Source organism: Martelella sp. HB161492 (genome assembly GCF_013184775.1).
GTDB lineage: Bacteria > Pseudomonadota > Alphaproteobacteria > Rhizobiales > Rhizobiaceae > Martelella.
In genome coordinates, this window is the sequence record NZ_JAATVV010000005.1 from 352,116 (window position 1) to 378,650 (window position 26,535).

Annotated in this window: 21 protein-coding genes; 18 read left to right on the top strand and 3 right to left on the bottom strand. The window is 59.4% G+C overall.

Features of this window, described 5'->3' with window-relative positions:
* Window positions 1-90 precede the first annotated feature (90 nt).
* The gene (locus HCK86_RS10960; protein ID WP_176084487.1) at window positions 91-1,338 is read left to right on the top strand and encodes an argininosuccinate synthase; all 1,248 of its coding nucleotides are present in this window, start codon (window positions 91-93) and stop codon (window positions 1,336-1,338) included.
* 122 nt (window positions 1,339-1,460) lie between these two features.
* Here the strand turns inward: HCK86_RS10960 and HCK86_RS10965 are convergent, their stop codons facing one another.
* Entirely contained in the window at window positions 1,461-2,201 is a 741-nt protein-coding gene (locus HCK86_RS10965) for a response regulator transcription factor (RefSeq protein ID WP_176084488.1), read from the bottom strand.
* 174 nt (window positions 2,202-2,375) lie between these two features.
* Between HCK86_RS10965 and HCK86_RS10970 the strand changes: the two genes are divergently transcribed.
* The 14 genes from HCK86_RS10970 (at window position 2,376) to HCK86_RS11035 (ending at window position 19,936) form a co-directional block, all read left to right on the top strand.
* Entirely contained in the window at window positions 2,376-4,316 is a 1,941-nt protein-coding gene (locus HCK86_RS10970; protein WP_176084489.1) for a sensor histidine kinase, read from the top strand.
* 343 nt (window positions 4,317-4,659) lie between these two features.
* A complete protein-coding gene (locus HCK86_RS10975; RefSeq protein ID WP_176084490.1) occupies window positions 4,660-5,007 on the top strand; it encodes a hypothetical protein in 348 nt (115 codons plus the stop codon).
* Between the two features lie 30 nt (window positions 5,008-5,037).
* A complete protein-coding gene (locus tag HCK86_RS10980) occupies window positions 5,038-5,424 on the top strand; it encodes a hypothetical protein (protein WP_176084491.1) in 387 nt (128 codons plus the stop codon).
* Between the two features lie 91 nt (window positions 5,425-5,515).
* Complete coding sequence (locus tag HCK86_RS10985) at window positions 5,516-5,731, top strand: hypothetical protein (protein WP_176084492.1); 216 nt, start codon at window positions 5,516-5,518, stop codon at window positions 5,729-5,731.
* Window positions 5,732-5,834: 103 nt separating this feature from the next.
* Complete coding sequence (locus HCK86_RS10990) at window positions 5,835-7,112, top strand: NHLP bacteriocin system secretion protein (protein WP_176084493.1); 1,278 nt, start codon at window positions 5,835-5,837, stop codon at window positions 7,110-7,112.
* Window position 7,113: 1 nt separating this feature from the next.
* On the top strand, window positions 7,114-9,303 hold the full coding sequence (locus HCK86_RS10995; RefSeq protein ID WP_176084494.1) for an NHLP family bacteriocin export ABC transporter peptidase/permease/ATPase subunit: 2,190 nt from the start codon (window positions 7,114-7,116) through the stop codon (window positions 9,301-9,303).
* A gap of 80 nt (window positions 9,304-9,383) precedes the next feature.
* Window positions 9,384-12,161 (top strand): NHLP bacteriocin export ABC transporter permease/ATPase subunit, encoded by a 2,778-nt coding sequence (locus HCK86_RS11000; protein WP_176084495.1) that lies wholly within the window; start codon window positions 9,384-9,386, stop codon window positions 12,159-12,161.
* 465 nt (window positions 12,162-12,626) lie between these two features.
* The gene (locus tag HCK86_RS11005) at window positions 12,627-14,063 is read left to right on the top strand and encodes a Xaa-Pro peptidase family protein (RefSeq protein ID WP_176084496.1); all 1,437 of its coding nucleotides are present in this window, start codon (window positions 12,627-12,629) and stop codon (window positions 14,061-14,063) included.
* 57 nt (window positions 14,064-14,120) lie between these two features.
* Complete coding sequence (locus HCK86_RS11010; RefSeq protein ID WP_176084497.1) at window positions 14,121-15,377, top strand: extracellular solute-binding protein; 1,257 nt, start codon at window positions 14,121-14,123, stop codon at window positions 15,375-15,377.
* A 23-nt stretch (window positions 15,378-15,400) separates the two neighbouring features.
* Entirely contained in the window at window positions 15,401-16,300 is a 900-nt protein-coding gene (locus HCK86_RS11015; protein ID WP_176084498.1) for a sugar ABC transporter permease, read from the top strand.
* Window positions 16,300-17,133, top strand: coding sequence for a carbohydrate ABC transporter permease (locus tag HCK86_RS11020; protein ID WP_176084499.1), 834 nt, complete (start codon window positions 16,300-16,302; stop codon window positions 17,131-17,133). The genes HCK86_RS11015 and HCK86_RS11020 overlap by 1 nt, the downstream gene beginning before the upstream one ends.
* 4 nt (window positions 17,134-17,137) lie before the next feature.
* Window positions 17,138-18,286 carry an ATP-binding cassette domain-containing protein gene (locus HCK86_RS11025; protein WP_176084500.1) on the top strand — a complete coding sequence of 383 codons (1,149 nt, stop codon included), beginning with the start codon at window positions 17,138-17,140 and terminating at the stop codon, window positions 18,284-18,286.
* A gap of 13 nt (window positions 18,287-18,299) precedes the next feature.
* Window positions 18,300-19,193, top strand: a complete 894-nt coding sequence (locus HCK86_RS11030; RefSeq protein WP_176084501.1) for an ABC transporter substrate-binding protein — start codon at window positions 18,300-18,302, stop codon at window positions 19,191-19,193.
* Between the two features lie 29 nt (window positions 19,194-19,222).
* Entirely contained in the window at window positions 19,223-19,936 is a 714-nt protein-coding gene (locus tag HCK86_RS11035) for an aspartate/glutamate racemase family protein (protein ID WP_176084502.1), read from the top strand.
* Between the two features lie 21 nt (window positions 19,937-19,957).
* Here HCK86_RS11035 and HCK86_RS11040 read toward each other — a convergent pair whose 3' ends face one another.
* On the bottom strand, window positions 19,958-20,866 hold the full coding sequence (locus HCK86_RS11040; protein ID WP_348641067.1) for a MurR/RpiR family transcriptional regulator: 909 nt from the start codon (window positions 20,864-20,866) through the stop codon (window positions 19,958-19,960).
* 370 nt (window positions 20,867-21,236) lie between these two features.
* Here HCK86_RS11040 and HCK86_RS11045 point away from each other — a divergent pair, with 370 nt between their 5' ends.
* The 3 genes from HCK86_RS11045 (at window position 21,237) to HCK86_RS11055 (ending at window position 25,599) form a co-directional block, all read left to right on the top strand.
* Window positions 21,237-21,746 (top strand): oxidoreductase, encoded by a 510-nt coding sequence (locus HCK86_RS11045; RefSeq protein ID WP_176084504.1) that lies wholly within the window; start codon window positions 21,237-21,239, stop codon window positions 21,744-21,746.
* Window positions 21,747-21,749: 3 nt separating this feature from the next.
* Window positions 21,750-24,359 (top strand): ATP-binding protein, encoded by a 2,610-nt coding sequence (locus HCK86_RS11050; protein WP_176084505.1) that lies wholly within the window; start codon window positions 21,750-21,752, stop codon window positions 24,357-24,359.
* A 286-nt stretch (window positions 24,360-24,645) separates the two neighbouring features.
* Window positions 24,646-25,599 (top strand): glycosyltransferase, encoded by a 954-nt coding sequence (locus HCK86_RS11055; protein ID WP_176084506.1) that lies wholly within the window; start codon window positions 24,646-24,648, stop codon window positions 25,597-25,599.
* Between the two features lie 33 nt (window positions 25,600-25,632).
* Here HCK86_RS11055 and HCK86_RS11060 read toward each other — a convergent pair whose 3' ends face one another.
* Window positions 25,633-26,247 (bottom strand): response regulator transcription factor, encoded by a 615-nt coding sequence (locus HCK86_RS11060; RefSeq protein ID WP_176084507.1) that lies wholly within the window; start codon window positions 26,245-26,247, stop codon window positions 25,633-25,635.
* Between the last annotated feature and the right edge of the window lie 288 nt (window positions 26,248-26,535).

The window sequence follows — 26,535 nt, forward strand, 5'->3', positions numbered from 1 at the left end:
CAAATTATCTTATTCCTGTGAACTCTTTGCAATCTCATTGCGCATCGGTTGGCTTATCGTTTTGTCAGGCTCCAACCCGAGGCGAAGATGATGACGAAAGCGAAAGAGAAAATTGTGCTGTCCTATTCGGGAGGCCTGGACACCTCCGTCATTCTCAAGTGGTTGCAGGATACTTACCGATGCGAGGTGGTCACTTTTACCGCGGATCTCGGCCAGGACGAAGCGCTGGGACCCATACGCGAGAAGGCCGAGCGGCTTGGCGTCAGGGATATCCGCATTGTCGACGTCCGAGAGGAATTCGTTCGTGATTTCGTCTTTCCGATGTTTCGGGCCAATACGCTTTATGAAGGGCAATATCTGCTCGGCTCCTCCATTGCGCGACCGTTGATCGCCAGACATCTCGTGGAAATTGCAAAAGAGGTTGGCGCTGTTGCCATCTCCCACGGCGCCACCGGCAAGGGCAATGATCAGCTGCGCTTCGAACTGGCGGCCAACGCGCTCGATCCGTCGATCAAGGTCATCGCCCCATGGCGCACTTGGGATATTCAGTCGCGCAAGCAGCTGATCGACTATGCCGAGCGGCATCAGATAGCGATTGCAAAGGACAAGCGCGGCGAAGCTCCTTTCTCGATTGACGCGAACCTGCTGCATACCTCAACGGAAGGAAATATCCTGGAGGATCCCTCGGTGATCGCACCTTCCTATATCTATCAGCGAACGGTTGATCCGTTCGATGCACCGGACGAGCCGGAAACGGTCGTGATCGGCTTTGCGGAGGGCGATGCCGTTTCCGTAAATGGCATAGTGCTGACGCCGGCTGAGCTTCTGACAGAACTCAACAGACTGGGCGGCAAGCATGGCATCGGCAGAGTTGATCTGGTCGAGAACCGGTTCGTCGGCATGAAATCCCGCGGCGTCTACGAGACGCCTGGCGGTACCATCCTGCTTGCCGCGCATCGCGGTATCGAATCGATCACGCTTGATCGCGCGGCTGCACATCTGAAGGATGAACTCATGCCACGCTATGCGGCGCTCATCTACGGCGGTTTCTGGTTTTCCCCGGAGCGGCAGATGCTACAGGCGCTGATCGACCGGAGCCAGACCCATGTCAGCGGCGAAGTGACGCTCAGACTCTACAAGGGCTCGGCCAATGTGGTCGCCCGCTCGTCCTCTGCTTCGCTCTATGCGATGGATCTGGTCACCTTCGAAGAGGGATCCGGAGCATACGATCACCATGATGCCGAGGGCTTCATCAGACTCAACGGCCTTCGTCTGAAAAGCTGGGCTACCCGCAACAGCAAAGCAGGGCCGGGCCATGGTAGATCAGGACCTATCTGAGGTTTTGCCCTGCTTTCGTTCCTTCCAGACAGGGCGCTGATCAAGGTTCTCGCCGCAGCCTTTGTCCTGCTGGCGCTGCTCTGACCTTTTCTGACAGAGCAGGCGGCGGCGGCGTGGCGGCATCAGTGAATTTCGAGATCGGCAGCAAAGCTGATGCCGACGGAGCGGATCGTCTTCATCGGCAGATCAACGTCGATCGAGGCGGCCTTCTGTTTCAGACGCTGGGTAATGGCATCAATGCCTCGTGCTTCGGGGCGGTCTTCGAAACCGAACGCTTCAGACAGGGTCGTGCGGCTGACCGGTTGTCCGCCAGCCTCGGCCAGAAGTGTCAGGAGCTGCATCTCGCGGGCGGTCAGATCGATCTTTCGTTCCGCCGGGGTGATCAGCAGATATCCGCGCAGGTCCAGTTTCCAGGCGGCCGCCTGAGCCTGTGGCACGGCAGCAATGTCTGGCAGCCGCCGTGCGAGATTGCGGATGGCCAGAAGCAATTCGTTGCCGTCGACCGGTTTGGTCATGTAGAGGTCCGCGCCCTCGCCATAGCCGCGAATGCGGTCCTCACGGCCGGTGCGGGCAGTCAGCATGATGATCCCCGTGCGCCGGGCATCGGGAGCCAGCTCGGCCGCCAGATCAAAGCCGCTGCAATCGGGAAGGTTCACATCAAGTATGGCAATATCGAAACTGGCATTGCGCAGCGCCTTGTAGAACTCCAGGCCGGAAGCAGCCTCCGTGACAGCGTTGCCGCGCAGTCGCAGATATTCGGCAAGGCTCTGCCTGAGATCCCGATCATCTTCCACCAGCAGGACGCGGACCGGTGGCGTCGCTTCGCTGTCTTCATTCTCGTGCAGCTGCATCGTCTGCGTCATCGCTATCAATATTGATTTCAGTCATATCTTTGGGGAACTATAGCGCAATCGTCAAGGAGAGCAGACTTCATGTCAAACGGGGCCAGCCACGCTGGAGCAGCTTTTTACCGCTTTGCAGTCCGGGCATTTGTCATTCTCATGGCGCTGTTGATCCTGTCAGCTGCAAGGGGAGGGATGGCCGCTGCCGAACCATCTCTGCCAGATCCCGAGGTTTCCATTCTTACCGGCGCATCGGCAGATCTCACCCTGCAAGACCTGCTGGCAGATCCCAACCAATACCGGTTTGTCCAAACGGCGCGCAATCGCATTCCGGCCCGTTTCAGCCCCGATCCCGTCTGGATGAAGGTCCGGATCACGTCCCAGGATCCGATGCATGTTCTGATGTCGCTGACGCCGAGCTTCATCGATCTGATCGATGTCTATGTGGCGGATGAGGCCCCCGGTCTGACAGCAGCCGATTTCAGTCACAGCGCGCTTGGCGCGCGGCGACCTCTGGCGCAAAGCGGCTATTCCGGGCTCGATGAGGTTGTTCCGCTTGACCTTGATGCCGGCGCGACGAAAGTCATCTTTATCCGGGCTCAGGCCAGCGGCGTGACGCTGCTTCTCAATCTCAAGCTGTTCCAGCCTGTCGCCCATGTCATCCATACCGCCTATGTCACCACCAGCGGCGGCATGGTTCTGGGCAGCATGTTTCTGCTGTTTGTTACTCAGCTTTTGCTGTTCCGGCTCAATCGTGATCCGCTCTACCTATATCTTGCGCTCAGCACTGTCAGCGCGGCGGGCTATCATTTCAGCAATCTCGGTTATTCCAGGCTGCTGCTGTTTCCCTCTGGAGGGACAGGCAACGACATCTTTCTTGCCTTCTTCTCCTCATTCGGCCTGATTGTCGGCGCGCTCACGACACGGCAAGTGTTCGAATTGTGGGATCGAAAGCACTGGATGTACTGGTTTTGCATGGTCAGTCTGGCGATCGGTGTGGCATGCACGCTTGCTGTCTTTGTCGGGCTGAACCTCTATTTCGCGCCGATCCGAAACCTGACGGTGCAGATTTTTGTCGCGGTGACGGCTTGCTACAGCCTTTTCACGCTCAAGCGCGGCGATAGTTCGTCCTTTATCAGGACTGCGGCCTATCTTGTCCTGTTTCTCGGATTGACCGCCACCCTGCTCTATTACTGGAATGTTCCCTGGCTGCCGGAGGTGGCATCCAAGGGCTATGCCGTTGCCTGCCTGGTCGAGGCTCTGCTTCTGACCATCATGCTGAGCTGGCGCCTGCGCCTTGCCTCGCATCTGAATACCGCCCTGCAGACGCAAGCGCTTGAGGTCGCACGCGATGCGGAACAAAAGGCCGTCGATCTGGTGCAGGAGCGGACGCAGGAACTGGCGGCTGCCAAACAGACTGCCGAGGCAGCGCTGGCTGCAGAAATGGAGCAGAAGAAGGAGCAGGTTCGCTTCATGGAGGTTATTTCCCATCAATATCGCACCCCGCTGGCCACGGTGCGTTCCAATGTTGATACGATCGAGCTGAGCCTTGGGGCCGATGACGACGTCAACCGGCAGAGGATTGCCCGCATTCGGCGCGGAATTTCCCGTCTGGTGGAAGTGCTGGACGTGAATCTGGACCGCAGCCGTATTCAGGGATCGGCGCTCGAGCCGCAGAAATCGAGGGTTGCGATCAAACCATTGACGCTCGACATCGTGCGGCGCGCGCGCGATCTGATGCCGGATGCCGACATCGTCATTTCGCTGCAGCCGCCGGTCGAGCAGCTGAAGATCGAGGTTGACGGACATATGTTCGGCCTCGTTCTGATCAATCTTCTGGAGAATGCTGTGAAATATTCAGCGCCGGCTGGCGGCAGACCCGTCACGCTGGTCGTCGCTGCCCGTGATGACGCGGTACTCTTTTCCGTCGTGGATCATGGGATCGGCATCCCACCGGATGAAATCGAGACGGTGCTGGCTGCGAAAGTGCGCGGCTCCAATATTGACGAGATCGGCGGAACCGGGCTCGGCCTTTCGCTGGTGTCCCGGATCATAGCCGCGCATGGCGGTAAACTGGATCTTGAAAGTGTCGAGGGACACGGGACGACGGTCACCGTGCAGCTGCCGCGCCATTAGCCGCCTTCGTCCTTTGCGTTGGTCTTTGACGGCACGGACCTGATTGCCCTGTTCCGGACATATCCATGTAGAATCGCTATTTTGCGATCGGATTGTTACATTGCGTTACACAGCATTACTTTGTAACATGTAAAAATTAGTTGACTGATATGTTTTTTGTTTGAATTTTCCAAAAATCAATATTACGTTTACTTGATAATAAGCAGGGCGCCATTTTCGTCAGAATGCCCTTCACGCGGCAAGTGGAATGTCTTTCCGCAGGTGCCGTGATCAGACACGCATCCGCACGGGATGTTTGCGATTGCAAGATCAGGCTGCAAAGCACAATCAGATGGAGATTCTCATGACCAGCAAAGACCAAGTGACCGGAACCGCAAAAGCTGACGAAACCGAAATCAGCGAGCTGGGACCGGACGCATTGCAGGCCGCATCCGGTGGCAGTGTCGGGAGCGATCTGAAGGACGCGGCCGGCTGGGTGGATGACCATCACAGTGCCGTTGGGGCGACGATCGGTGCAGTTGCTGGCGGTATCTTCATCGCCCCGGCCGCAGCGGCTGGCGCTGCCACTCTGGCAGCCGGTGCAGCGGTCGTTGCGACCGGAGCGGTGATTGGCGCAGGGGTTGCGGATGCGGCCGATGCGGCAGTTCATGGTGCCGAGGATGCCGTTGATGAACTCAAGAAGATCTTCTGACCTCTTCAAGACCCGATGGAGCGAATAGTCATGATGGATGACAACAAGAAGTCTGCGGCCGCAAAGGCAGATGAAACAGAAATCAGCGAGCTGGATGCCGGGGATCTGCAGAACGCTGCGGGCGGCAGCCTGTGGGGCGATATCAAGGGCGCCGGTGAATGGGTTGGTCATGAGGTCGAGGAACATCCCGTCGCCGCTGTAACCGCTGTTGTCGGTGCAGTGACCGGGATTGGTGCAATTGCCGATGTGGTTGCCGTGGCGGGCAGTGATGCGGCTGCCATCCTTGGGGTGAGCACGGGCGATCTGGTCAGCGGTGCGGTCGGCAAGACAGCCTCCGCGATCGTCTCCAGCGGGGCCGTTTCCGGCACCATCGATGCTGCTGGTCAGGTCATCAAGGATAAGCTGAGCGGCTCCTGACGCTGAACAGAACCCGATGACCGCCAGCCGCGATCGGCTGACGGTCCGCCTATGGACAGGACAGGGTGAACCTTAACCAGAGGAGCAGAGAATGGAAGCGGCGAAGGGGAAAGCCGATAAAGGGGCTGGGGCAGAGGGCACGCCTGAAGATGACCGGCAACCGCCGAGAGGCGCCTTTGACGGCGGCTTTCTCGATAATGTTTGGGTCGGCAGCCTGCAACACAGGCCGAGCACTGGCCGAGACACCGGCAATCCGGCCGGGGCGGAGCCGAACGGGACCCGCAAAGCGGTCGATCTCGACCTCTGATGCCGGTCCCAAACACGGCGTCCATCGATATTTAGCAATCTTGCCTGCCAGCTCGGATCGCAGGCGCATATCCGCATTTGAAGAATGAAAGTGCTGCAACGTCATGTCCAGTTCTCCGGCGCCGGCGCGGAAGGTCTATCGTCAATCCGCGCTCAAGCATCTCCAGACCCCGGAGAGTGCAGACAGTCTGATGCGCGTCGTCGGCCCGAGCGGCTGGGTGGTTCTGGTGGCGATCGCCATTGTCATTGGCGGTGCCATCTATTGGGGGTTCTTCGGCACGGTGACGACCTTTGTGCAGGGCAAGGGTATTCTTGGTCCGGCCTTTGGTGAAACCAGGGATTTCGTCGTCACCCATTCGGGCATCCTGCAGAGCCTGCCGCCGAAACTCGGTGATACGATTAAGAAAGGCGATCTCATCGCCGCGGTCGAAATCATTTCCGTTGCCCAGGACAAACGCGAGGCTGACCGCACACTGCGCTCGCTGAAGGACGAACAGGCGCTGCTCCAGTCCTATTGGAATACGCTTCTTCCGCAGCAGCTTTCTGATCTGAAGAAGAAGGAAGCGGACCTTAGCAAACAGGCCGAGTGGGAACAGAAGCAGGTGGACAGCCGCCAGAAGATTCTGGATGGCTTCGAAAAAGCCAGTGCGACCGGTGCAATTACGGCACTTCGTCTCGATGAAGCCCGGGATTCCCTCATCCAGGCTTCGACGACCCTTGCACAGACAAAGCTCGATCTGGACCAGATCGCAGCCCAGCGGCTTGAGCTGGATAATCGGAAGACAACCGCCTTCCAGAGCATGAATGACCGGCTTTTGCAGGCCGAAGAAAACATTTCCGACCTTGAGGATACGCTGCAGAGTGGCGGCAAGGTCTATTCCGATATTGACGGCAAGGTCATCGACGTCGAGGGCAGCCCCGGGGCCTATGTGGAACCCGGCTCGCCGCTGTTGACGGTTCAGCCGGTCGATGAAAGCATTGACGGCGTGTTTTTTGCCAATCCGCTCAACGGCAAGAAGATCACCGCGGGCATGGAAGTCAATGTTGCGCCCTCGACCGTGGAGGCGGCACGGTTTGGCACGATCCGCGGCAAGGTGGTTTGGGTCAGCCAGGATCCGCAAAGCGACACGGCTGTCGAACGACAGATCGGCAATGCGACACTGGCCAAGTCGCTGACTGGCGACGTCGCGCCGATTGCCTTCGGCGTGATCCTCGACCGGGACAAGCAGGCGCCTTCCGGTTTTCAGTGGACGTCAGGCCATGGTCCCGACATGCAGATTCCGCCCGGTACGCTTGCTGATGCCGATGTGGCCGTCGAATCCGTGCCGCCGATCGTTCTGGTGATCCCCGCGATCCGACACCTGCTCGGCCTGGATCAGTAACATGCAGGCAGCAAGCAAGAAGGGTAACGGTTTTGCGCAGCGCGGGCTGTTTCGGCGCCATCAGACCCCCACAATCCTGCAGATGGAGGCGGTGGAATGCGGCGCCGCCTGCCTGGCGATGGTGCTGGCCTATCACGGGCGCTGGGTCGCGCTGGAACAGCTGCGGATGGAATGCGGCGTTTCGCGCAACGGCTCCAATGCATGGGACCTGATCGAGGCGGCCCGACGTTTCGGCTGCGAGGCCAGGGGCTTCAAGGTCGGGCTGGAAAAACTGCGTGAGCTGACCCTGCCGGCGATCATCTTCTGGCGGTTCAATCACTTCATCGTCCTGGAAAAGGTCGATCGCAAGGGCGCTGTCATCAATGACCCGGCTCAGGGCCGGAGGCGGATCGGCTGGGACGAGATGGACCGCGATTTCACCGGCGTCGCAGTGACCATTGTACCCGCGCAGGATTTCACCACTGGCGGTGAAAGACCCTCGGTTCTCCGCGAATTGCGTCAGTTCTCACGCGGAACTGCCGCCCCCTTCGCCTTCATACTGCTCGTCACCCTGCTTCTGGTCATTCCGGGTATTGTCATTCCGGCGCTCAGCAAGATCTATGTCGATGATTTTCTTGTCGGTGGGCAGCGGGATTGGGTCAGACCGCTGCTGACGGCCTTTGTGGTCGCGGGCAGTCTGAGCATGCTGCTCAGCTTCCTGCAGAAACACTTCCTGATGCGTTTTTCTGCCAAGGTCAGTATCGGCATGACCCGTCAGGTGCTCTGGCGGCTTCTGCATCTGCCGATGGACTTTTTCAACCAGCGTTTCGCCGGTGACATTTCGGGCCGCCTCGGTTCGGCCGCGCGGGCTGCCTCGATGGTGTCGGGGCCGCTGGCCTTCAGCATTGTCGGGCTGATCTCCATTGTCGTCTACGGGGCGTTGCTGCTTTCCTACAGTGTGCCACTCGCTTCACTGGTGGTCGGCATGGCACTCGTGAACCTGCTGATGGCACGCATCGTCTGGCTGCGGCTTGAGAATGCGCGGCATCTGCTGGCCAAGAATGGTGCCGAACAGGCGTCATCGATCATGAGCGGGCTGTCGGCGATCGAAACGGTAAAGGCGGCAGGTCTCGAAGACGATCTTTTCGCCCGCTGGGGCGGTCTTCAGGCACAGCTTGTCTCGTTGTCTCAGACAATCGGCCGCCAAACCCAGCTTCTTGGCCTTTTGCCCGGCATCTGTTCATCGCTTGGCAACATCGCCATTCTGGGTCTCGGCGCGCTATTCGTTCTCGACGGCCAGCTTACCGTTGGCGACCTCGTGGCCTTTCAGGTTCTGGCCGGAAGTTTCAACGGTCCCGTGTCCGGCCTGGTCGGGCTCGGTTCATCACTGCAGACCACGCAGGTCGATCTCAGCCGCCTGGACGACGTTCTCAATTACGGGACCGCTGCCGGCGCTACAAGGGAAACACCGGCGGGCCCGCAGCGCAAGCTTGTCGGTTCTCTCGAGCTTCGCAATGTCACCTTCGGCTACAGCCGTCGCGAAGAGCCGCTGCTCAAGGATTTTTCGCTGACCGTGCAGCCCGGTATGCGTGTCGCGCTCGTTGGCGCAAGCGGGTCAGGCAAATCGACAATCGGCAAGCTGGTGTCGGGCCTTTATCAGCCCTGGGAAGGGACCATCCTGTTTGACGGCATCGCTGCGGACAGGATCGACAGATCGAGTCTGACATCGTCTCTGGGTGTTGTCAGCCAGGATATCCACATCTTCAGCGGCAGCCTGCGCGACAATATCACCCTCTGGGACACATCGATTTCCGATCAGGCCCTGCATCGTGCCGTCAGTGATGCCTGCCTCGACATGCTGCCGATCGTGCGTGATGCCGGGCTCGATGCCACATTGTCGGAAGCCGGACGAAACCTGAGCGGCGGCGAGCGCCAGCGGCTCGAGATCGCACGGGCGCTTTGCAGGGCTCCCTCATTGCTGGTCATGGATGAAGCGACCTCGGCGCTCGATCCCGTCACGGAACAAGCCGTGGACATGAACCTCAGACAGCGCGGTTGCGCCTGTCTCATCATCGCCCAGCGGCTATCCACCATTCGCGACAGCGACGAGATCATCGTCCTCGATCGTGGACGGATTGCCCAACGCGGAACCCACGACACCCTTATTGCTGAGCAGGACGGCCCCTATGCGCGGCTTGTTGCGGCGCTGTGAGAGCCAGGCTAATGGACCAGATCGAAGACCAGCAACATCATCTGCCTGTTCCGCTCCTTCGAGCCCAGGCGGGAGCCCGGATGCCGCGGGCAATACCGCTTGGCAAGGTGGAAGGCGTCTTCTGCCTCGCCGCCGGTCAGGCCGATGTCTTCGCGGTTGATCCAAGGCAGGCGATCTACGGCCCGCTCAACCACCTCTTCCGTCTTTCCGAGGGCGCAGTGTTTGCTGGCCTTGCAGACGTCGAGGAAGGCGAGGACAGTCCCGATATTCTTGTCATTCCTGCGCCCGGTTGCACTATTTTGTCGTGCGAAGCGCTGACGCAGTCGGACGGACTGGATCTCTGGACGGCACGCCTGCTTGCAGCAGGCAATACCGCATTGCCGCCACGCGGCATTTCGCTCATCGATGCCGGACATCAGGTCGTCATGCAGGCAGGGGCGGCCGTGTGTGCGTCGGCTCCGCTTCTCTGGCTTGAAACCAATGGCACGCTTGTAAGCTGCAGCGGCGGCAGAGTGGCGGCCGGGCTCGTACCGATCACGCCCGAATTCTGGATGCAGGCGCCGGACGGCGTGACGGCACGGGTCCTTGGTAGCCGTGACCTCTTCGAAGCAGGGGTGCTGCAAACCGCCCGCAACGCAGCCATGATCCTGGCCCTTGCCAGCATAGGTGCCTGCCTTGAGCGGATTGACCGTCACGCCGATGAGGTTCTTCATCGCCGTGAAACCGCGACAAACCGGCGGCTCGAAGCCACGACCGGCGCTGTCGCAGCGCTTCTCCACCGCAAGGCCAGGCAGCCCGCTGGTACACTGGAACCCGATGCGCTGATGCGCTGTGCAGCCCGTGTGGCTGCGGCGGATGGGATCGAGCTGCGCGCTGTCGCGCCATCACGACCGCAACAGCGCGGCGAAGCCATTGCCGCGATCGCCCGTGTGAACCACGTTCGCGCCCGACGCGCGCGCCTGCCTGCGGGCTGGTGGCGCGGCGATCACGGCGCATTTGTCGGGTTTAGTGACGCCGGCGAACCGGTCTGCCTGCTTCCGGCCCGTTTCGGATATCACGCCATCGATAGTGACGGCAACGCGCGTCGGGTGGATGGCGCTCTTGCCGCCAGCCTCGCGCCGGAAGCCTATATTTTCTATCGCCCGATGCCGGACACCAGGATCACCGCCCGCATTCTGCTCGGCTTCGTGTTCAAGAACAACATCCGCACTTTCGCGACAATTCTGATTGCATCGGCCTGCATGGCCTTGCTGGCGCTTCTGACGCCGCTGGTGTCCGGGCATATCTTCGATACGATCATCCCGAAGGCGGAATATGGTCAGCTCGGTCAGGTGACGATCGTGCTGGTGGCGGCCGCTTTCGCCACTCTTGGATTTGGCATGGCCCGCACGCTCACGCAACTCAGACTGCGCGGCCGGGTTGATGCCGTGGTGCAGAGCGCGGTCTGGGACCGGCTTTTGCGACTGCCGGCCAGTTTTTTCCAGCAATATGAGGTCGGCGATCTGGCCAGCCGCGCGGCAGGGATCAATGCGCTCAGTCGGGCGCTGAACGGATCAACCCTCTCGGCCGTGTTCAGCGGCCTGTTTTCCGTCGCAAGCCTCGCCATGATGCTCTATTACCAGCCCATGCTGGCGCTGATCGCCGTCGGCTTCGTGGTTCTGGTTATCCTGATTAGCTGCGTCTTTGCCTATCTTCAGCTCTTGTATCAGCGTGATCAGTATGCGCTGAGCGGCAAGCTGGCGGCCCGCACCTTTCAATTCGTTTCCGGAATTTCGACCCTCAAGGTCAACGGCGCCGAACGGCTGGCCTATGCCGACTGGACCGAGCGTTTTGCCCGCGACATGCATTTTCGCCTGCGCTCGAATATCCTGACCTATAGCGAGGGATTGCTGACAGGCGGGGTGCTGATTGTCTTTCAGATTCTGACGCTGGCCTTCTTTGCCTTTTATGTGGACAATGTTTCGACCGGAACCTTTATCGCATTCAACACCGCCTTTGGACAGTTCTATGCCGGCTTTTCCGGGCTTGCCGGCGCGCTCGTCACGCTCATGTCGCTGAAGCCGCTCTATGAGCGCACGGAACCCATTCTGGCTGGCGAGCCGGAGGTTTCCGGCACAAGAACACAGCCGGGCGACCTGACCGGGCGGATTGCCATCAGCCATGCAAGCTTTGCCTTCGAAAACACTGAGCGGGCTATCCTCGACGATATTACGATGGAGATCCACGCCGGTGAATTTATCGCCATTGTCGGCCCGTCGGGAAGCGGAAAGTCGACCCTGATGCGGCTCCTCCTCGGCTTCCTCACGCCGCAAAAGGGAACGCTCACCTATGACGATCATGATCTGGCAAAGCTCGACCCATCGTCACTGCGCCGCCAGCTCGGCGTAGTTCTGCAGGACGGAAAGCTGCTGACCGGCAGTATCCATGACAACATTACTGCCAACGGAGCCTATAGCGAGGCAGAGGTCTGGCAGGCTGTCATCGATTCCGGGCTTGAGGCGGATATCAGGGCAATGCCGATGGGACTGCAGACACCTGTCGGCGAAGGGGCGGCCACATTCTCCGGCGGGCAGAAGCAGCGCCTCCTCATCGCGCGGGCACTGGTCCGCAAACCGCGCATCGTTCTCTTTGACGAGGCGACGAGTGCGCTCGACAACATCACCCAGGCACAGGTCAGCACCGCCCTTGAGCGCATGAAAGCGACGCGCATCGTCATCGCACATCGCCTGTCCACGATCCGCCATGCTGACCGGATCTATGTCCTGGAACACGGCCGGATCGTGGAGCAGGGCAGCTATGATGCTTTGATCAAGCAGGACGGCGTCTTTGCGGTGCTGGCGAAACGTCAGCTGTCATAAGCACTCTCGTGCCGCAGGCGCTTGTCTGCCACCGTTCCAGCGAATGCGCGGCATCATGACCAGCAGCCCGGTATATGGGACTGCATGGCCTGCCGCACAAAAGCACGACCAAACCCGCACCTATGGGCTTTCCTGCCGTGGCGACCCGCGCGGAAACCGGCCCGCATCCCTGTCCGATGCCCGAGAATTGAGCAGGTGGGATTTTGTCCGGTGACGATTTTTCGCAAGAATTTGAAATAAATATTTCAGCGCCACAGAGCTGATATCGGCAAATAGACGTTTCTTTACAATGGACTGAATGGCCTTACAGCAAGCGGTTTTGTTGATTTATTCATGAAATGAACCCGAAATTCTCGCCAATGCATATTCCATAGGCAGAACGCCTAAAGCGCATGCTCGGCAAGCCTTTGCAAAAAAAGTTTCAGATGTAGTCTAGTCTCATCCTTAGTATTCATGAGACATGCCATGACCGCCATCAACGCTTCCCGTCTTCCCTCAGGTGCTCGGACCGACGCACGGTTTGAACGCCTGCTCGACGGCTTTGAGCCCTCATTTGAATTCGAGCCTGTCGGACCGCTGCCGGAAAGCGAATTCGTTGATCGCCTCCGTCGGATCCGCCGTGAAGCTGTTGTTGCCGGTCATGATGTCATACTCGTCCATGCCGATTCCATCGGCTCTTACAAAGTCTCCAACTCCTATCTGCGTTACATCTGTGACTGGGCCCGTGAAGGCGTTCTTGTCATTCCCACTGATGACGACAGGCCGCTGACGCTCTTTTCCATCTTCAGCAGTTCCGTTCTGCTGCCGCCGGCCGGCGAGCCGGTTCTTGTCGAGGATATCTGGCAGGTCGGCACATGGGGGCGCGAGACCTATAACCGCCCGGGAAACACCGTTGACAAGGTTGCGGATGCGCTATCCTCATTTCTTGAGAAGCAGGGCTTCTCCGTCGCGCAGATCGGCCTGATTGGTGACGCAACCTCGCAGCCTTACTGGGACGCGCTGAAGACACGTCTGCCGAAGAGTGTCTTTCGGGCCTCCGAGCCGATTGTCGACCGGATGCAGAAAATCCGATCGCCGCGGGAGCAGGCCGTCGTGCGGGCGGCAGCGCAGCTGGCCGATATCGGTATCCAGGCAGCATATCACGTCATCAAACCGGGTGTGACCGACTACGAAATCTACGCGGCATTCACCTATGCGCAGATGGCGCGCGGTGGTGAAACCGGCGACGGCTACCAGATCGGCATCAACCGCTACGGCACTCATTGCGGCAAACCCTACGGCCATGTCGTGCGCAATGGCGACCTGATCAACCTCTATATTTCCGCGGTGATCTATCAGGGCTATACGGCACAGATTGCCCGGATGATTGCCGTGGGCGATATCACGGACAAGCAGGAAGATGTTCTTGCCATGTGTGTCGAGGGTGTGGAAAAGGCCGCCGCGCTGGTTCGTCCCGGCAGGCTGGTTTCTGAAGTGGCCGATGCCTCGTTCGAACCCTATCTTGACCGCGGATACCTGACATCGGCAGATAGTCGGATCATGCCGTATAACTGGGTCTCCGAGGATGACGGCAGACCGCGTCTCGTTCCGCGCAAGCATGTGCCTGACGAGGACTGGGAACGTCAGGGCCGACGGCTCATGCATGTCTATCCGGCAACACTTGGACCCCATAATCCCAATGTCGGCCATTCGGTTTCGATGCAGAAATTCAAAAATTACAATATCCAGTCCAACAATCACGACACGCTGGAGGAGGGGATGACCTTCGTTCTCCACGCGCAGTGGCTCGAACCGGAAGTGGCCGGTTGCAATGTCGGTGATTGCTATCTGGTGACGGCAGATGGTGCGGAAAACTTAAGCTGCCATACCCCGCTTGCACCCCACCGGGTGAAGGCGGACTGATCCCCCCTCAAAACTCAGTATAAGACCAAGAAAAAGAACCCTCAGAAGGAGAACAAGATGTTCGAGAATATCCGCCGACGCAGGCTTCTGGCCTCCGCTGTTTTCATCGGCTTTGCTGCCACATTGGCAGGTGCTGCGCCGAGCTTTGCCCAGTCGGGCGAAAAAGTTACCCTGACGATTGCCAACTCGCAGTGGCTCGATGCCCTGCGTGGTCAGAACCTCTGGGCCGCCGTCAAGCAGTATGAGACGGTCAATCCCGATGTGACACTGGAGCAGGAGGCTATTCCGTCTGCTGAATTTGCCGACAAGCTGACCACTGAAATGGGTGCAGGCCAGGGCCCGGACATTGCCATCATGCAGGAAGGCCTGTTCTACACCATGGCCGATGCCGGCTTTCTGGTTGATCTCAGCGACGCCGTAAAAGGCGTCGATCTCAACAGCACCAATGATAACGGCGTGATTGACGATGTGCGCTATGGCATTGCATGGCAGCGTGCCGCCTATGCGTTGATCTTCAACAAGAGTGTGACGGCGGACCTCGGCGTCAAGATCCCGACGACGGTTCAGGAACTGATCACCTCGGCCAAGGAAGCGACAGACAAAACGCCCGGCGTCATTGGCTTTACCGCCCGTCATCAGATCAATGATTTCAGCGGCTGGTCGATGGATTTCCAGAACTGGGCCTATGGTTACGGGGTTAACTGGGTTGATGACAGCGGCAAGCTGACCATCAATACACCCGAAGCTGTCGCCGCTGTTCAGGCGTTCAAGGATACCTATGCTTCGGGCATTATTCCCGTCGGTGACAGCATGCCGACGCAGCGCACTCGCTTTAAGGAAAAGCAGGTTGCCTTCTCGATCGACAATTCCGGTGGCACGCTTAATATCGCGTCCGGTGGGGCGCTTCCCAGCGCCGATATCGGTGCAGCGGCCATGCCATTTGCCCATCCCGGTGCGCATCAGCAGATCTTCCTCGGCGTCAGCGCACACAGCGAGAAACAGGAAGAAGCGATCAAGTTCCTGACCTGGCTCGTCAGCCCGGAAGGACAGCAGGCGCTGCGCGCAGCATCCGGTCCGGATGCACTGGCGACGGACGTTCCTGTTACCGCGGAATTTGCTGCAGCCAACCCCTGGGCACCTGAATTCGCTAAGCTTGCGGAGCACTCGCGCAGCACGCTCATCCCGGGCTATGAGGTTGATACACCGCAGATCATGCGCTTCGTGATGCAGGCTGTCGAGAAGTCTATTCTGACCGATACGACACCCGAACAGGCTCTTGCCGAAGCCCAGACGGCGGTCGACCAGCAGTTCTGAGACAGCGAGGCGAAGGAGTGGTCATGACTGGCCTGAACTTAAGAAGACGGGCGACACGCTTAGCAGCCTATGGCTTCATTCTTCCGCCCATGATCTATCTTGTGGTCTTCATGTTCTGGCCGCTAGCGCGGCAGATGTATATGAGCCTGACCAACACCCGGATCATCAATCCCAACCACGGCCGATTCATCGGCCTTGGTAACTACGAACGGCTTTTCAGCGATCCGTCATTCTTTCTCTCGGTCCGGGTCACGCTGCTTTATGCAGCGCTGGCAGTGGTGTTCGGTGTGTCACTGGGTGTGATCTCGGCGCTTGCAATCGACCGGCCCTTCAGGGGCCGCGCCATTGCCCGGGGGATTCTCCTGTTCGGCTGGGCGGTTCCCAATGTGGCTGCCTCGCTGATCTGGCTGTGGATGTATAATGATCGCTCCGGCATTCTCAACCGCATCACCGAAGCGCTAGGGCTTGGCCGTTTTGCCTGGCTGACCAGCACCGACCTGGCGCTTGCCTCCGTTCTGGCGGTCACGGTCTGGCAGGTCGCGCCCTTCGTCATGCTGGTCGTGCTTGCTGCATTGCAGTCGGTTCCAGACGAAGTGCGTGAGGCTGCCGCCATCGATGGCGCGGATGGTCTCAGTACATTCAGAATGGTTACCTTGCCGCATATCCGGCCGGCCATCCAGCTTTCGGCCCTGCTGGTCTGTGTCTGGTCGATCCGCCGCTTCGACATCATCTACCTTCTGACCGGAGGTGGACCGGTCGGCTCAACCAGTACTCTGGTGGTCAAGATCCGTCAGGTGGCCTTTGAGAACCATCAGCTTGGCCTTGCCAGCGCCTACGGCGCCGTCGGCCTTGTTCTGGCGCTCGCGATTGCCGGTATTCATTATTATTTCGAACAACGCCGCATGAAGTGGATGTCCCGCTGATGACGACGAAAAAAATCATACTGAGGCTTCTGCGCTACCTTATGATCGGTGTCCTTGTGGTGCTTGCTGGCTTCCCCGTCTACTGGATGGCGGCTACGGCGCTTTCAGACAATTCCGAGCTTTACGGTTCGGGGCAGTCCGCCTGGCTGCAGCTGCGTCATTTTCCGCAACTCTTTCAGGACCTCAAGCAGGTTCCAATCGGGTTATGGCTGTTCAACACGCTTCTGGTTGCCGCAGGCGGCACGGTGCTTTCCCTGACGCTTGGCTCGCTGGCCGGCTATGCGCTCAGCCGGTTCCGTTTTCATGGAAAGGGGCTGGTCGGCTTCTTTCTCTTCGTAACCCAGGTTGTGCCGGAAGCGCTTATTCTGGTGCCGCTCTACGCGATGTTCATCACCTTTGGCCTGCTGAACAGCCTCGCCGGCCTGGTGCTTGCCAATGTCGGTTTCTCGCTTCCCGTCGCCTGCTTCGTGCTCAAGGGCGCCATGGATGCTGTTCCCTATGAGATCGAGGAATCGGCGATCATCGATAATTGCCCGCGCTTCAGCATTCTGACGATGATCATCTTGCCCCTGATCATGCCGAGTATTGCTGCCGCAGCTGTTGTCGCTTTCTTTGCCGGCTGGAACGAGTTCCTTTTCGCCTCGACCTTCCTGATGGATCGGGACAAATGGACGGCAAGCGTCGGGCTTGCCTCTTTCGTCGGGCAATATGAAACCCCGATGTCCGCCGTGATGGGAGCAGCCCTCGTCTTCAGTATTCCGGCGATCGTCTTCTTCCTCCTGATCCAGCGAAAAATCGTAGCCGGCCTGACGTCCGGCGCCGTCAAAGGATAAATCCATGCCCGCTTTGACCTTCAGGAATGTCTCCAAGGCCTTTGGCGACAACACTGTTATCAAGACCTTCGACGCCGATATTCATGACGGCGAGTTCCTCGTCCTGCTCGGCCCGTCCGGCTGCGGCAAATCTACCCTCCTGCGCATGATTGCCGGTCTGAGCGAGATCACCTCGGGCGATCTCCTTTTCGATGGCGAAGTCGCCAATGACTGGCAGCCAAAGAAGCGCGGCGTGGCATTTGTGTTCCAGACCTATGCGCTCTATCCGCATGCGACGGTGCGCGAAAACATTGCCTTTCCGCTGATCATGGATGCGTTTCGCAAGTGGTATCACCTGCCGATCGTCAACATGATCGCCCGGGCCCGGTTGATGAAGCGTCAGGATATTGCTGAGCGGACCCTGAAAATTGCCCGCCAGCTCGAACTGGAGCCGCTGCTCGACCGCCGGCCGTCGAGCCTCTCGGGCGGTCAGCGCCAGCGTGTCGCTCTGGCCCGTGCTCTGGTTCGCAATCCATCGCTTTATCTGCTGGATGAACCGCTTTCCAATCTGGATGCGAAACTGCGGACGCAGATGCGCTCAGAAATCTCGGCGCTGCATCACAAGGTCGGCAAGACCTTTGTCTATGTGACGCATGATCAGGTCGAGGCCATGACCATGGCGACCCGCATCATCATCATGAACAAGGGCGTGGTGCAGCAGGTTGGAACTCCGGACGAAATCTACGACCAGCCGGCCAATACTTTCGTGGCCCAGTTTGTCGGTTCGCCGCCGATGAACCTTATCCCCGCGTCGATCCGCGGCGACACGCTTGCCCTGTCCGGCAAGCTCGCAGCGCCAGTCGACACGCCGCTGCCCAAACGGCGCGAAGTCATTTTCGGCATCCGGCCGGAAAAACTTGAGCTCCGCGCCGCCGGCGCCGGGCGGTTGCCGGCGCGTGTCTCGGTGGTTGAGCGTCTCGGCGCCGAAACCGTGATTGGTTGCCGCCTGATGACGGGCGAGGAGGAACAGGATGGCCGGCTTCTGGAAACGGACCTCGTTTTCGTACGTGTCTCCGGCCATCTGAAAATGAAGATCGGCGAGCAGTGCGCTCTCGACTACGCCGCCGGCGATGTCCTGATCTTCGATATTGAGAACGGTCAGCGACTGGTCTGACAGAAAGAAGAATATGCAGAATTTCCATATCTCCGCCACTGGCCACAGCCTCAATTACCTGCCCGAATATGTCGCCGTCTGGCAGGGTTTTTTCCGCGAGGAAGAGCTTGAGGTCACCACCGAGGTACCGTCCCCCTGGGATCTTGTGCTCGACCAAATTGGTTCTGACAAGGCCAATGCCGCACTTGGCGGCATCTGGGTACCATCCATGTTCCACACCCGCGGCAAGCGCTATATCCCCTTCGCGCAGGTTGCCGCACGCGCGCCTCTGGCGGTCATCGGCCGCGAGCGGCCGGAGAATTTCGCCTGGGGCGCGCTTCCCGGGAAGGTGATTGCAATGAAGGGCAGCAACGGCGCGAGCGTTGGCCTGTTCATCAAGATGCTGCTGCGCGAACACGGTATCGACCCAAGAACGGTCAATTTTGTCCAGGATCTCGACGGCAAGATGCTGACAGATCTGTTCGTCGGCGGCATGGCTGACTATCTCGTCATCGACTACCCGTCCGCGGCCACACTCGAAGCAAGCGGTCGTGCACATGTGGTCGCGCCTCTGTCAATCAGCGGCGGCAATATACCATGGAGCGTCTTCTACACAGACGGGGAAGCGAGCGCCGCCGCGCTTGATGTTCATTGCCGGTTCGTGCGGGCTCTCGGCCGGGGAATGGACTGGATCAATGCCCGTCCAGCAGAAGAGTATCGGACATTTCTCGCCGAGACCTTTCCGAAATTTGCGCCCGATATTCTGGTCAGGCTGACTGATGTTTACCGTGAAAACGGCATGTGGACGACGCCCCGGATCGATCCGGACGCCTATCAGCGCTGGCAGAACGGCATTTGCGACGGCCATCTGACGTCGGCGCCGATTGCCTATGAAACGCTGATCGACACGAGGCCAACGGCAGCCTGAACGAAAGCCCCCATTGAGAGTGACAGACCATGCGTATCGCCGTCATCAATCCCAATACGACCACTTCCATGACGGAGCAGATTGCCGCAGCAGCCAAGGCCGCGGCAATGCCCGGGACCGAAATCCTCGGACGCCAGTCGCCACATGGACCGGCAGCCATTGAAGGGCCGTTTGACGGCGCGTGCGCTGTTCCCGGTCTTCTGTGCGCGATCGCCGCCGCGGAAGAAGACGGAGCCGATGCCCATGTGATTGCCTGTTTCGACGACACCGGGCTTGATGCCGCACGTGCCATTGCAACACGTCCGGTGATCGGGATCGGTGAGGCGTCCTTTCATGCCGTCACATTGCTGGCTCACAGTTTCTGTGTCGTCACAACGCTCTCACGCTCTGCGCCGATCATCGAAGACAACCTATTGCGCTACGGTTTTGCCCAGCGTTGCCGGCAAGTTTTCGCCTCCGACATTCCTGTGCTGGCATTGGAAGACCCGCAAAGCGGTGCGTTTGAAAAGATCTCTGCCCTTATCGAGCGCGGGATTGAAGCGGGTGCAGAAGGGGTGGCACTTGGCTGCGCCGGCATGGCCGGCTTTGCCCGCGATCTCCAGAACCGTCACGGTATTCCGATCGTCGACGGTGTGTCCGCTGCTGTCGGTCTTGCCGAAATGCTGGTGCGTTGCGGACTGGCGACGTCGAAATCCGGAATCTGGGCGGCGCCAAGCCGTCCGAACCTGCTGGCCGCCGGATAGATCCCGGCACTGACGGCCCTGTCAGACCGCGCCGCCATTTGACTGTGGTGTCGAGACATCATCCAGCCGGTTCACCAGCCAGTCGATGCGTTCATAGCGTTTCAGACTTTCCTCACCCAGCGCCGTGGCAACGTTCCAGGCCAGATAATTGATAATGGTAAGCGCCGCGGCAAAAGAATTGAAGGGCGAGGGCGACTGACAGCGACAGCGCAAGACATGCTCTGCAGCCTTGGCGCTAGCTGCAGCGCTTAGATCGGTAATCAAGATCGTTGTCGCGCCTGCTGCGCGTGCTTCCTTCAAGATCGTCGGCAGAAGTCTCGGCCGCCGGCGAAATGCAATGACCAGCAGCACATCACCCTTGCTGACCGAGGCGAACTCATGCGAATAGCTCGCGCCGCCGGTCAAGATCATATGGACGTCGCTTTTCATCAGTGAGAAATAATGCGCGGCTTGGTGGGCAAGCCCGTAACCGCTGCGAAGCCCCATGATCCACACCCGCCTTGCCGCGACAATCGCCTGACTGGCGTCCTCGAGCGTCTTGGCTGGCAACCCCTCGGCGGTTGACCGGATATTGTCCAGATCCATTTGCACCGTTGTCGCGATGGACGGCTTTCCCAGCGAGGGTGTGCCTGGATCGGCCTGTCCTGCGCGCGGCGATCCCCAGTGCTGGTCCTGCCGGATCTGACGCTTGGCATCCGGATAGGTCTTGTAGCCAAGTGTTCGGATCAGTCGGGCCGCGGTTGCCTTTGATACATGGGCCTTTTCGGCCAGCTCTCCGGCCGTATAGCTTGGCAGATCCATCTGGAACTGAAGCAGGATGTCGGCGAGGCGTTTTTCGGCTGGCGTCAGTGTTGCATAGATTGCATAAATTCGCGCCTCAAGCGACGGTTTGGGCTGTTGTCCGTCCTTGGAGGGGACTGGTGAACGCACGACAATTCCTTTGTTGACAGGTGCTTGCTGCAGAAGCCTGATTTCAGAGTATCGACGGGAGTCTATGCGTTGCATGGTGCGGAGGCAAGCAGCCCGGTGGCCACGAGCGACACGGATGGTCCCGGTTTCGCCAAAGCTCGCGGCGCGTCATGCGCGCATCGACATCCGCCCGATCGCTGCTGCTGATAACCCGGTTGATCGACAGGATTAGCGCGCCATCAACAGTTGTATACTGACATGCAGACATGGCCCTTTTCGCGTCAGTCCTATGCTTCGGTATAGCGCGACCATTCGGACGCGCTCTTTCACCGTGCCCGGCAACTGTCGATAATTGGCCTGACATTCAAGCAAGACCGTAGAGGCTATCACCATGTATCATCGACTGCTGCACATCGCGATCCTTATCTGCGGGCTCGCTACAGCTGCTTCCGCAGCCGATATTGCCCCGGCAGAAGGGCCGGTCCTGCTGACGGTCTCCGGCGCTATCTCAGCCGCAAACACGTCGGACGGCGCTGTGGAATTTGACCGGGCGATGCTGGATGCCCTGCCGCAGCAGACCTTCACGACCGGTACCATCTGGACCGACGGGACGAACAGCTTTTCCGGGGTTGCCCTGTCTGACCTTCTGAAGCTTGTCGGCGCACATGGCAAGACGCTGAGGCTCGTTGCGCTCAATGACTACGCCGTCGAAATTCCGCTTGCCGCAATTGATCCCAAAGCACCGATCGTCGCTCTGCGCATCGATGGTTCGGAGATGTCGGTGCGTGACAAGGGGCCGCTCTGGCTGATGTATCCCTTTGACAGCAACCCTTCTTATCGCACCGAAGTGACCTATTCGCAGAGCATCTGGCAACTGACCAAGATCGAGGTTGAAAACTGACCATTGGCGATCACCCAGTTCAACCAGCGTGAAACGGCATCAGGGCGAAGACATCGGCGGCTGCGTTATGCCGCCGCTGCCGTCATGGTGACGGCGGTCAGCCTGTTGCTGGTGTCGCTCGGCCTGCAGCTTGTCCGGGAGGTCAGAAGCCTGCAGGCCGTTCCTGCTGACAGCGTGCAATGGGCGCTGGCCCAGGTTCAGGTCGAGCTTCTGGTCCTGACCCAGACGGTTGACGGGGCGATAGACGACTATAACCAGGAAGCGGTTCGCCACACCGAGAGTTCGCTGGCCGACGTGCGCCAGCGCTTCGATATTTTCTACAGCCGCATCGCCACGCTGCGCCAGGGCGATGTCTTTACCCCGCTGATCGATCAGCCGCATGCCGTCAACGCGCTTGAAAACATTCAGGCGGCACTGACAGCCTCACTGCCAGCCATCGACGCCGATGATGCAACGCTGATCGCGGCTCTGCCCGCGCTGTTCGAACGTTTCAGCGCCCTCCAGCCCGATGTGCGCCGCCTGATGCTGGATGGCGTGCGCGTGTTTGCCGAAAGCGCCGATGCCGAACGCAGCTCCTTTTCCATTCTCCTGATCGAGACAAGTATTGTCGCGGCGGTTGTCCTCGTCGCCATGATCGTCGCCCTGCTTCTGCTTGTGCTGCAGGCAGGGATCTCGCGCCGTCGCTCGGAAGCCCTGCGCACCAGCAATGAGCTCTATTCCAGCGCAGTGGGCGTTTCCCTCGATCCGATTCTGGTGACTTCCGAGGACGGACACATTCTCGATTGCAATGCTGCCGCTGAGCGTGTCTTCGGCTTTCACCGGCATGCTGTTCTTGGCCTCAGGGTTGAAGACCTTATTGTCCCGCAGGACCAGCGCGACGCTCACCGTGACAGCCGTACGCACTATCTGGCTGAACATGGCCAGCATTCGCATGTGTCGGAGCGCTTCGAGATCGAAGCGCAGCGCAGCGACGGATCGCGGTTCCCCGCCGAACTCTCCTTCGGCTTTACCCGGGGCAGTGATGGTGCGATCTTCACCGTCTATCTCCGTGATATCTCCGATCGCAAGAAAGTACAGCAAGCCCTGACGGCTGCCCGTGACGAGGCGATTGCGACGGCACGGGCCAAATCGGAATTTCTGGCCGTCATGAGCCATGAAATGCGCACACCGCTGAATGGCGTGATGGGTGTGCTGGATATGCTTGGCGAAACCCGGCTGACAGCCAAACAGCGAACCTATCTTGAGACCGCCATGACGTCGGGGGAAATTCTGCAACGGCATATCAATGAGGTTCTCGATATCACGCGGTTCGAATCCGGTGCGGCAACCCTCAGCCCGACGCGTTTCTCTGTCTCAAGGCTCTTTGCTGAATTGCAGCGCATCAATGCGCCGGCAGCGGCAAAATCCGGCAATCAGATCCTCGTCGACATCGGTGATGGTGTCGACAGCTTCGTTCAGGATCGCCACAATCTGCGTCAGATCCTGCTCAACCTGATCGGTAATGCCTTGAAATTCACCGAAGACGGGACGATCACGCTCAGCGTGCGGGCCGTTCAGAACGGGCTCGAAATCTCAGTACGTGATACCGGAATTGGGATAGGGGCTGGCGATCAACAGCGGATCTTCGACGACTTCGTCATGCTCGATTCGTCTTACGGGCGCCGCGCGGCAGGATCAGGACTGGGCCTTGGAATAGCGCGGCGGATCGCGACGCTGATGGGCGGCACGCTCAGCGTTGCCAGCGTCGTCGGGCAGGGCAGCTGCTTCACGCTCAACCTGCCGCCGCTTGCCGATCCGGCAGTGGAGGCCGAACCCGAAGACGAAACCCCGCCCCGCGTCACACCGGAGCGGGCGCAATTTCCACTGAATGTCCTTCTGGTCGAGGACAACGAGACCAACCGCTTCGTCGCACGTGAGATGCTGAAGCGTCACGGTTGCCGCATCATCGAGGCCGTTGATGGGCAGGAGGGTGTCGAATGCGCAGCCAAAAGGCACTTCGATCTCATTTTCATGGATGTATCAATGCCTCGGATGGACGGTCTGCGCGCAACCGAACTGATCCGCTCCGGCAATGGTGCATCACGACAAAGCATCATTATCGGCCTGACTGCCCATGCTTTGCCGGAGGAGCGGCGGCGGCTGCTTGCCGCCGGCATGCAGGACTGCATTTTCAAACCCCTTCGTGCAGCGCGGCTTGCGGAAGTCCTGGCGCAGCATGCCGCCAAGCATGATCAGGCCCAGCCGGAAAACGGCAAGGCACCAGCGGAAACAATCGAGCTCATTGACCAGGAGACCTTCAGCGAACTGGTAGCGGCTTTGCCGGAGCCCTTGCTTTTGCGCCAGCTGGACCGCTTTCGGCACGAATTGTCGGCTGTACTGGGCAACGAGCTCGCCGATGGAGGGAGCTTGCCGCAATGGGCGGATGCTGCCCATAAGCTCGCCGGATCGGCTGCCGTTTTCGGCGCCTGCAAATTGCGTCTGGCGCTGCAGGCGCTTGAAACAGCCTGCAAGACCGAAGACCGGCGGCAGCTAAAATCGCTGCGTCTGGCCGTATCCGACGCCGCTGATGAGACGTTGCAAGCCCTTGAGGCGGCGCTTCCCGATCGCGGTTAGAATCGTCTGATGCACAGCAATTACTGGAAGACGATCAGCAAAGGCCTGAGCAGCGCCGAGGCGCATTCGACACCGCGCGGTGCAAGGCCGGCACGCCGCCGCAAGACATTGATGCTTCCCCCTTCAGGCCCGGCGCGCAGCATCCAGATCGGACGCCTATACCAAAGCATAGGCTGTCAGACCTGATGAGACTGCCGCTACCCGAGCTCGTCCCTGCCGCTGGACTTCAAGTGCGATAAGACATAGGGCGTAGCGCCAACAACGACTTCAGGTCTGAAAGGCATCCATGCCCGCCGTATCGATCATCATGCCCTGTCTGAATGCATCCCGTGATCTCGTGAACACGCTGGAAACCGTTCTGGCCCAGACGTTCCGGGATTTCGAGCTCCTTGTCGTTGACGGCGGTTCCGTGGATGCAAGCCCCGCCATCATCGCAGAATATGCCGCCCGCGACCGGCGGGTGCGATTGCTGTCCGAAGCGCAACGAAGTGCCGTCCACGCCCGCAACTATGGAAGCGCCAGGGCTTCCGGCCAGTATCTGGCCTTTATCGACGCCGGTGACAAATGGTCGCCGGACAAACTCGCCCTGTCCCTCAAGCGGCTGACAGAGGCGGATGGCACCGCCGCCGTCTATGGCCGGGTCAGCTGTTTCAGACGCGATCCTGCAACCCTTCTCATCGTCACGCGTATTCGCCGGCGGGATCTGAACATGCTGGATCTGCTTGGCGAAAATCCCGTCCTGACAGCGTCCAATCTTGTCGTCAGGCGCAGCTGGTTCGAAGAGACCGGCGGTTTCGACACGAGCCTGCTCTATGGCAGCTTCCTCGACTGGCTGCTGCGGCTGGAGGCGAGGGGCGCCCGCATATCCGGGATAGACCGCTTCCTCGCCCATATGTATATTCCACGCTGCAATGAGCCGGGAGAACTGGAATCGCTGCGTAAAGGCTGGGACATGGCCGCGGAAAAGGCCCTTGCAAGGGGCTGGACGCCACGTCGTCGCCGGGTCGACGCATTGCTCGCAACCCATCTGAGCCGGCTGTCCTGCCGCGCATTTCGCTGCGGAGCCGGTGCTGGCACCGGCTTTAGCCTGGCGCTGGAAGCCTTCACCCTGTCGCCGCCGACGCTGTTTTATTGGCCAACGCTTTGCCTGCGTCGCGCCGGTGCGGCAATGCTGAACCGTCACAGGCTCATGCCGGAGGCTGAAGCGCCGCAATTTACCATCGTGGCCAAACGAAGCTGACGCACCTCCCGATAGCGCCGCCAGGCATGATGTTCAGAACAGACCTGCTTCCTTGGCGATCATTGCGGCCATGGTGCGGTTTTTCGCTTCCAGTTTGCGGCAAAGCGTTTTCACATGCAATTTGACCGTGACCTCCTGGAGATCCAGCCCGCGGGCGATTTCCTTGTTTGACTGGCCTTCAGCCAGCCCCTGGAGCACTTCCATCTCACGTTTGGTCAGTTTTTCGGCCAGCGGGTGGATCTTGGTCTCTTCCTTGTCGGTCAGAAACTGCACCGGCGCATATTGCTCACCCGCTGCCATGAACCGGATGGCATGGACAAGGGTCTTGGCCGGTAATGTCTTGGGAAGAAACCCGGCGGCCCCTGACGCCAATGCCTCCTCGGCCACCGCACGCGATGCGGTACCCGAAATAATGGCAACGGGGCTGCCGAAATTCAGCGTCCTTGCCTTGGTCAGGCCTTCCAAACCATTCATGCCAGGCATGGAATAATCAAGCAGAACCAGATCAAACGGCGCCTCGCGCTGCATCCGGGCCGCGGCCTCGGGGAAATCTGCGGCAACGGCGATATCAAAACCCGGCTCCTGAGCGAGAAAAGCACAGATCGTATCGCGAACCAGCTCATGGTCGTCTGCAATCAGCAACTTCATCGGGCCATCCTCAATGTGAACGCCATATTGCCGGTCGCCGCAGCAGATCCGGGCAATCCGTTCGGGTGAAGAAACGATACCATGAAATCATGTAACAGACGGTCTTTGTCTTGGTAAGTCCGTCCCGGTTTCTTCAGGTCACAGATTTTATTCATGGCCTTGTAAATGGCTCCTATCCAAAAGGATAGAGAGCGATGCGAAAGATGTAGGCGACCAAGCCGTTCGACCGGCAGCTATCCGAAGGAAGGTGCCGCATGTGCTTCAGCGCGATGGATCAAATACCCCGCC

What these genes read in the sequence shown, in the direction of transcription:
- HCK86_RS11025 (WP_176084500.1), top strand. Translation starts at nt 17,138, where the DNA reads ATGCCCGCTTTGACCTTCAGGAATGTCTCCAAGGCCTTTGGCGACAAC.
- HCK86_RS11030 (WP_176084501.1), top strand. Translation starts at nt 18,300, where the DNA reads ATGCAGAATTTCCATATCTCCGCCACTGGCCACAGCCTCAATTACCTG.
- HCK86_RS11060 (WP_176084507.1), bottom strand. Translation starts at nt 26,247, where the DNA reads ATGAAGTTGCTGATTGCAGACGACCATGAGCTGGTTCGCGATACGATC.
- HCK86_RS10975 (WP_176084490.1), top strand. Translation starts at nt 4,660, where the DNA reads ATGACCAGCAAAGACCAAGTGACCGGAACCGCAAAAGCTGACGAAACC.
- HCK86_RS11015 (WP_176084498.1), top strand. Translation starts at nt 15,401, where the DNA reads ATGACTGGCCTGAACTTAAGAAGACGGGCGACACGCTTAGCAGCCTAT.
- HCK86_RS11010 (WP_176084497.1), top strand. Translation starts at nt 14,121, where the DNA reads ATGTTCGAGAATATCCGCCGACGCAGGCTTCTGGCCTCCGCTGTTTTC.
- HCK86_RS10980 (WP_176084491.1), top strand. Translation starts at nt 5,038, where the DNA reads ATGATGGATGACAACAAGAAGTCTGCGGCCGCAAAGGCAGATGAAACA.
- HCK86_RS10970 (WP_176084489.1), top strand. Translation starts at nt 2,376, where the DNA reads ATGGCCGCTGCCGAACCATCTCTGCCAGATCCCGAGGTTTCCATTCTT.
- HCK86_RS11005 (WP_176084496.1), top strand. Translation starts at nt 12,627, where the DNA reads ATGACCGCCATCAACGCTTCCCGTCTTCCCTCAGGTGCTCGGACCGAC.
- HCK86_RS11055 (WP_176084506.1), top strand. Translation starts at nt 24,646, where the DNA reads ATGCCCGCCGTATCGATCATCATGCCCTGTCTGAATGCATCCCGTGAT.
- HCK86_RS10985 (WP_176084492.1), top strand. Translation starts at nt 5,516, where the DNA reads ATGGAAGCGGCGAAGGGGAAAGCCGATAAAGGGGCTGGGGCAGAGGGC.
- HCK86_RS11020 (WP_176084499.1), top strand. Translation starts at nt 16,300, where the DNA reads ATGACGACGAAAAAAATCATACTGAGGCTTCTGCGCTACCTTATGATC.
- HCK86_RS10995 (WP_176084494.1), top strand. Translation starts at nt 7,114, where the DNA reads ATGCAGGCAGCAAGCAAGAAGGGTAACGGTTTTGCGCAGCGCGGGCTG.
- HCK86_RS11000 (WP_176084495.1), top strand. Translation starts at nt 9,384, where the DNA reads ATGCCGCGGGCAATACCGCTTGGCAAGGTGGAAGGCGTCTTCTGCCTC.
- HCK86_RS11045 (WP_176084504.1), top strand. Translation starts at nt 21,237, where the DNA reads ATGTATCATCGACTGCTGCACATCGCGATCCTTATCTGCGGGCTCGCT.
- HCK86_RS11035 (WP_176084502.1), top strand. Translation starts at nt 19,223, where the DNA reads ATGCGTATCGCCGTCATCAATCCCAATACGACCACTTCCATGACGGAG.
- HCK86_RS10990 (WP_176084493.1), top strand. Translation starts at nt 5,835, where the DNA reads ATGTCCAGTTCTCCGGCGCCGGCGCGGAAGGTCTATCGTCAATCCGCG.
- HCK86_RS10960 (WP_176084487.1), top strand. Translation starts at nt 91, where the DNA reads ATGACGAAAGCGAAAGAGAAAATTGTGCTGTCCTATTCGGGAGGCCTG.
- HCK86_RS10965 (WP_176084488.1), bottom strand. Translation starts at nt 2,201, where the DNA reads ATGACGCAGACGATGCAGCTGCACGAGAATGAAGACAGCGAAGCGACG.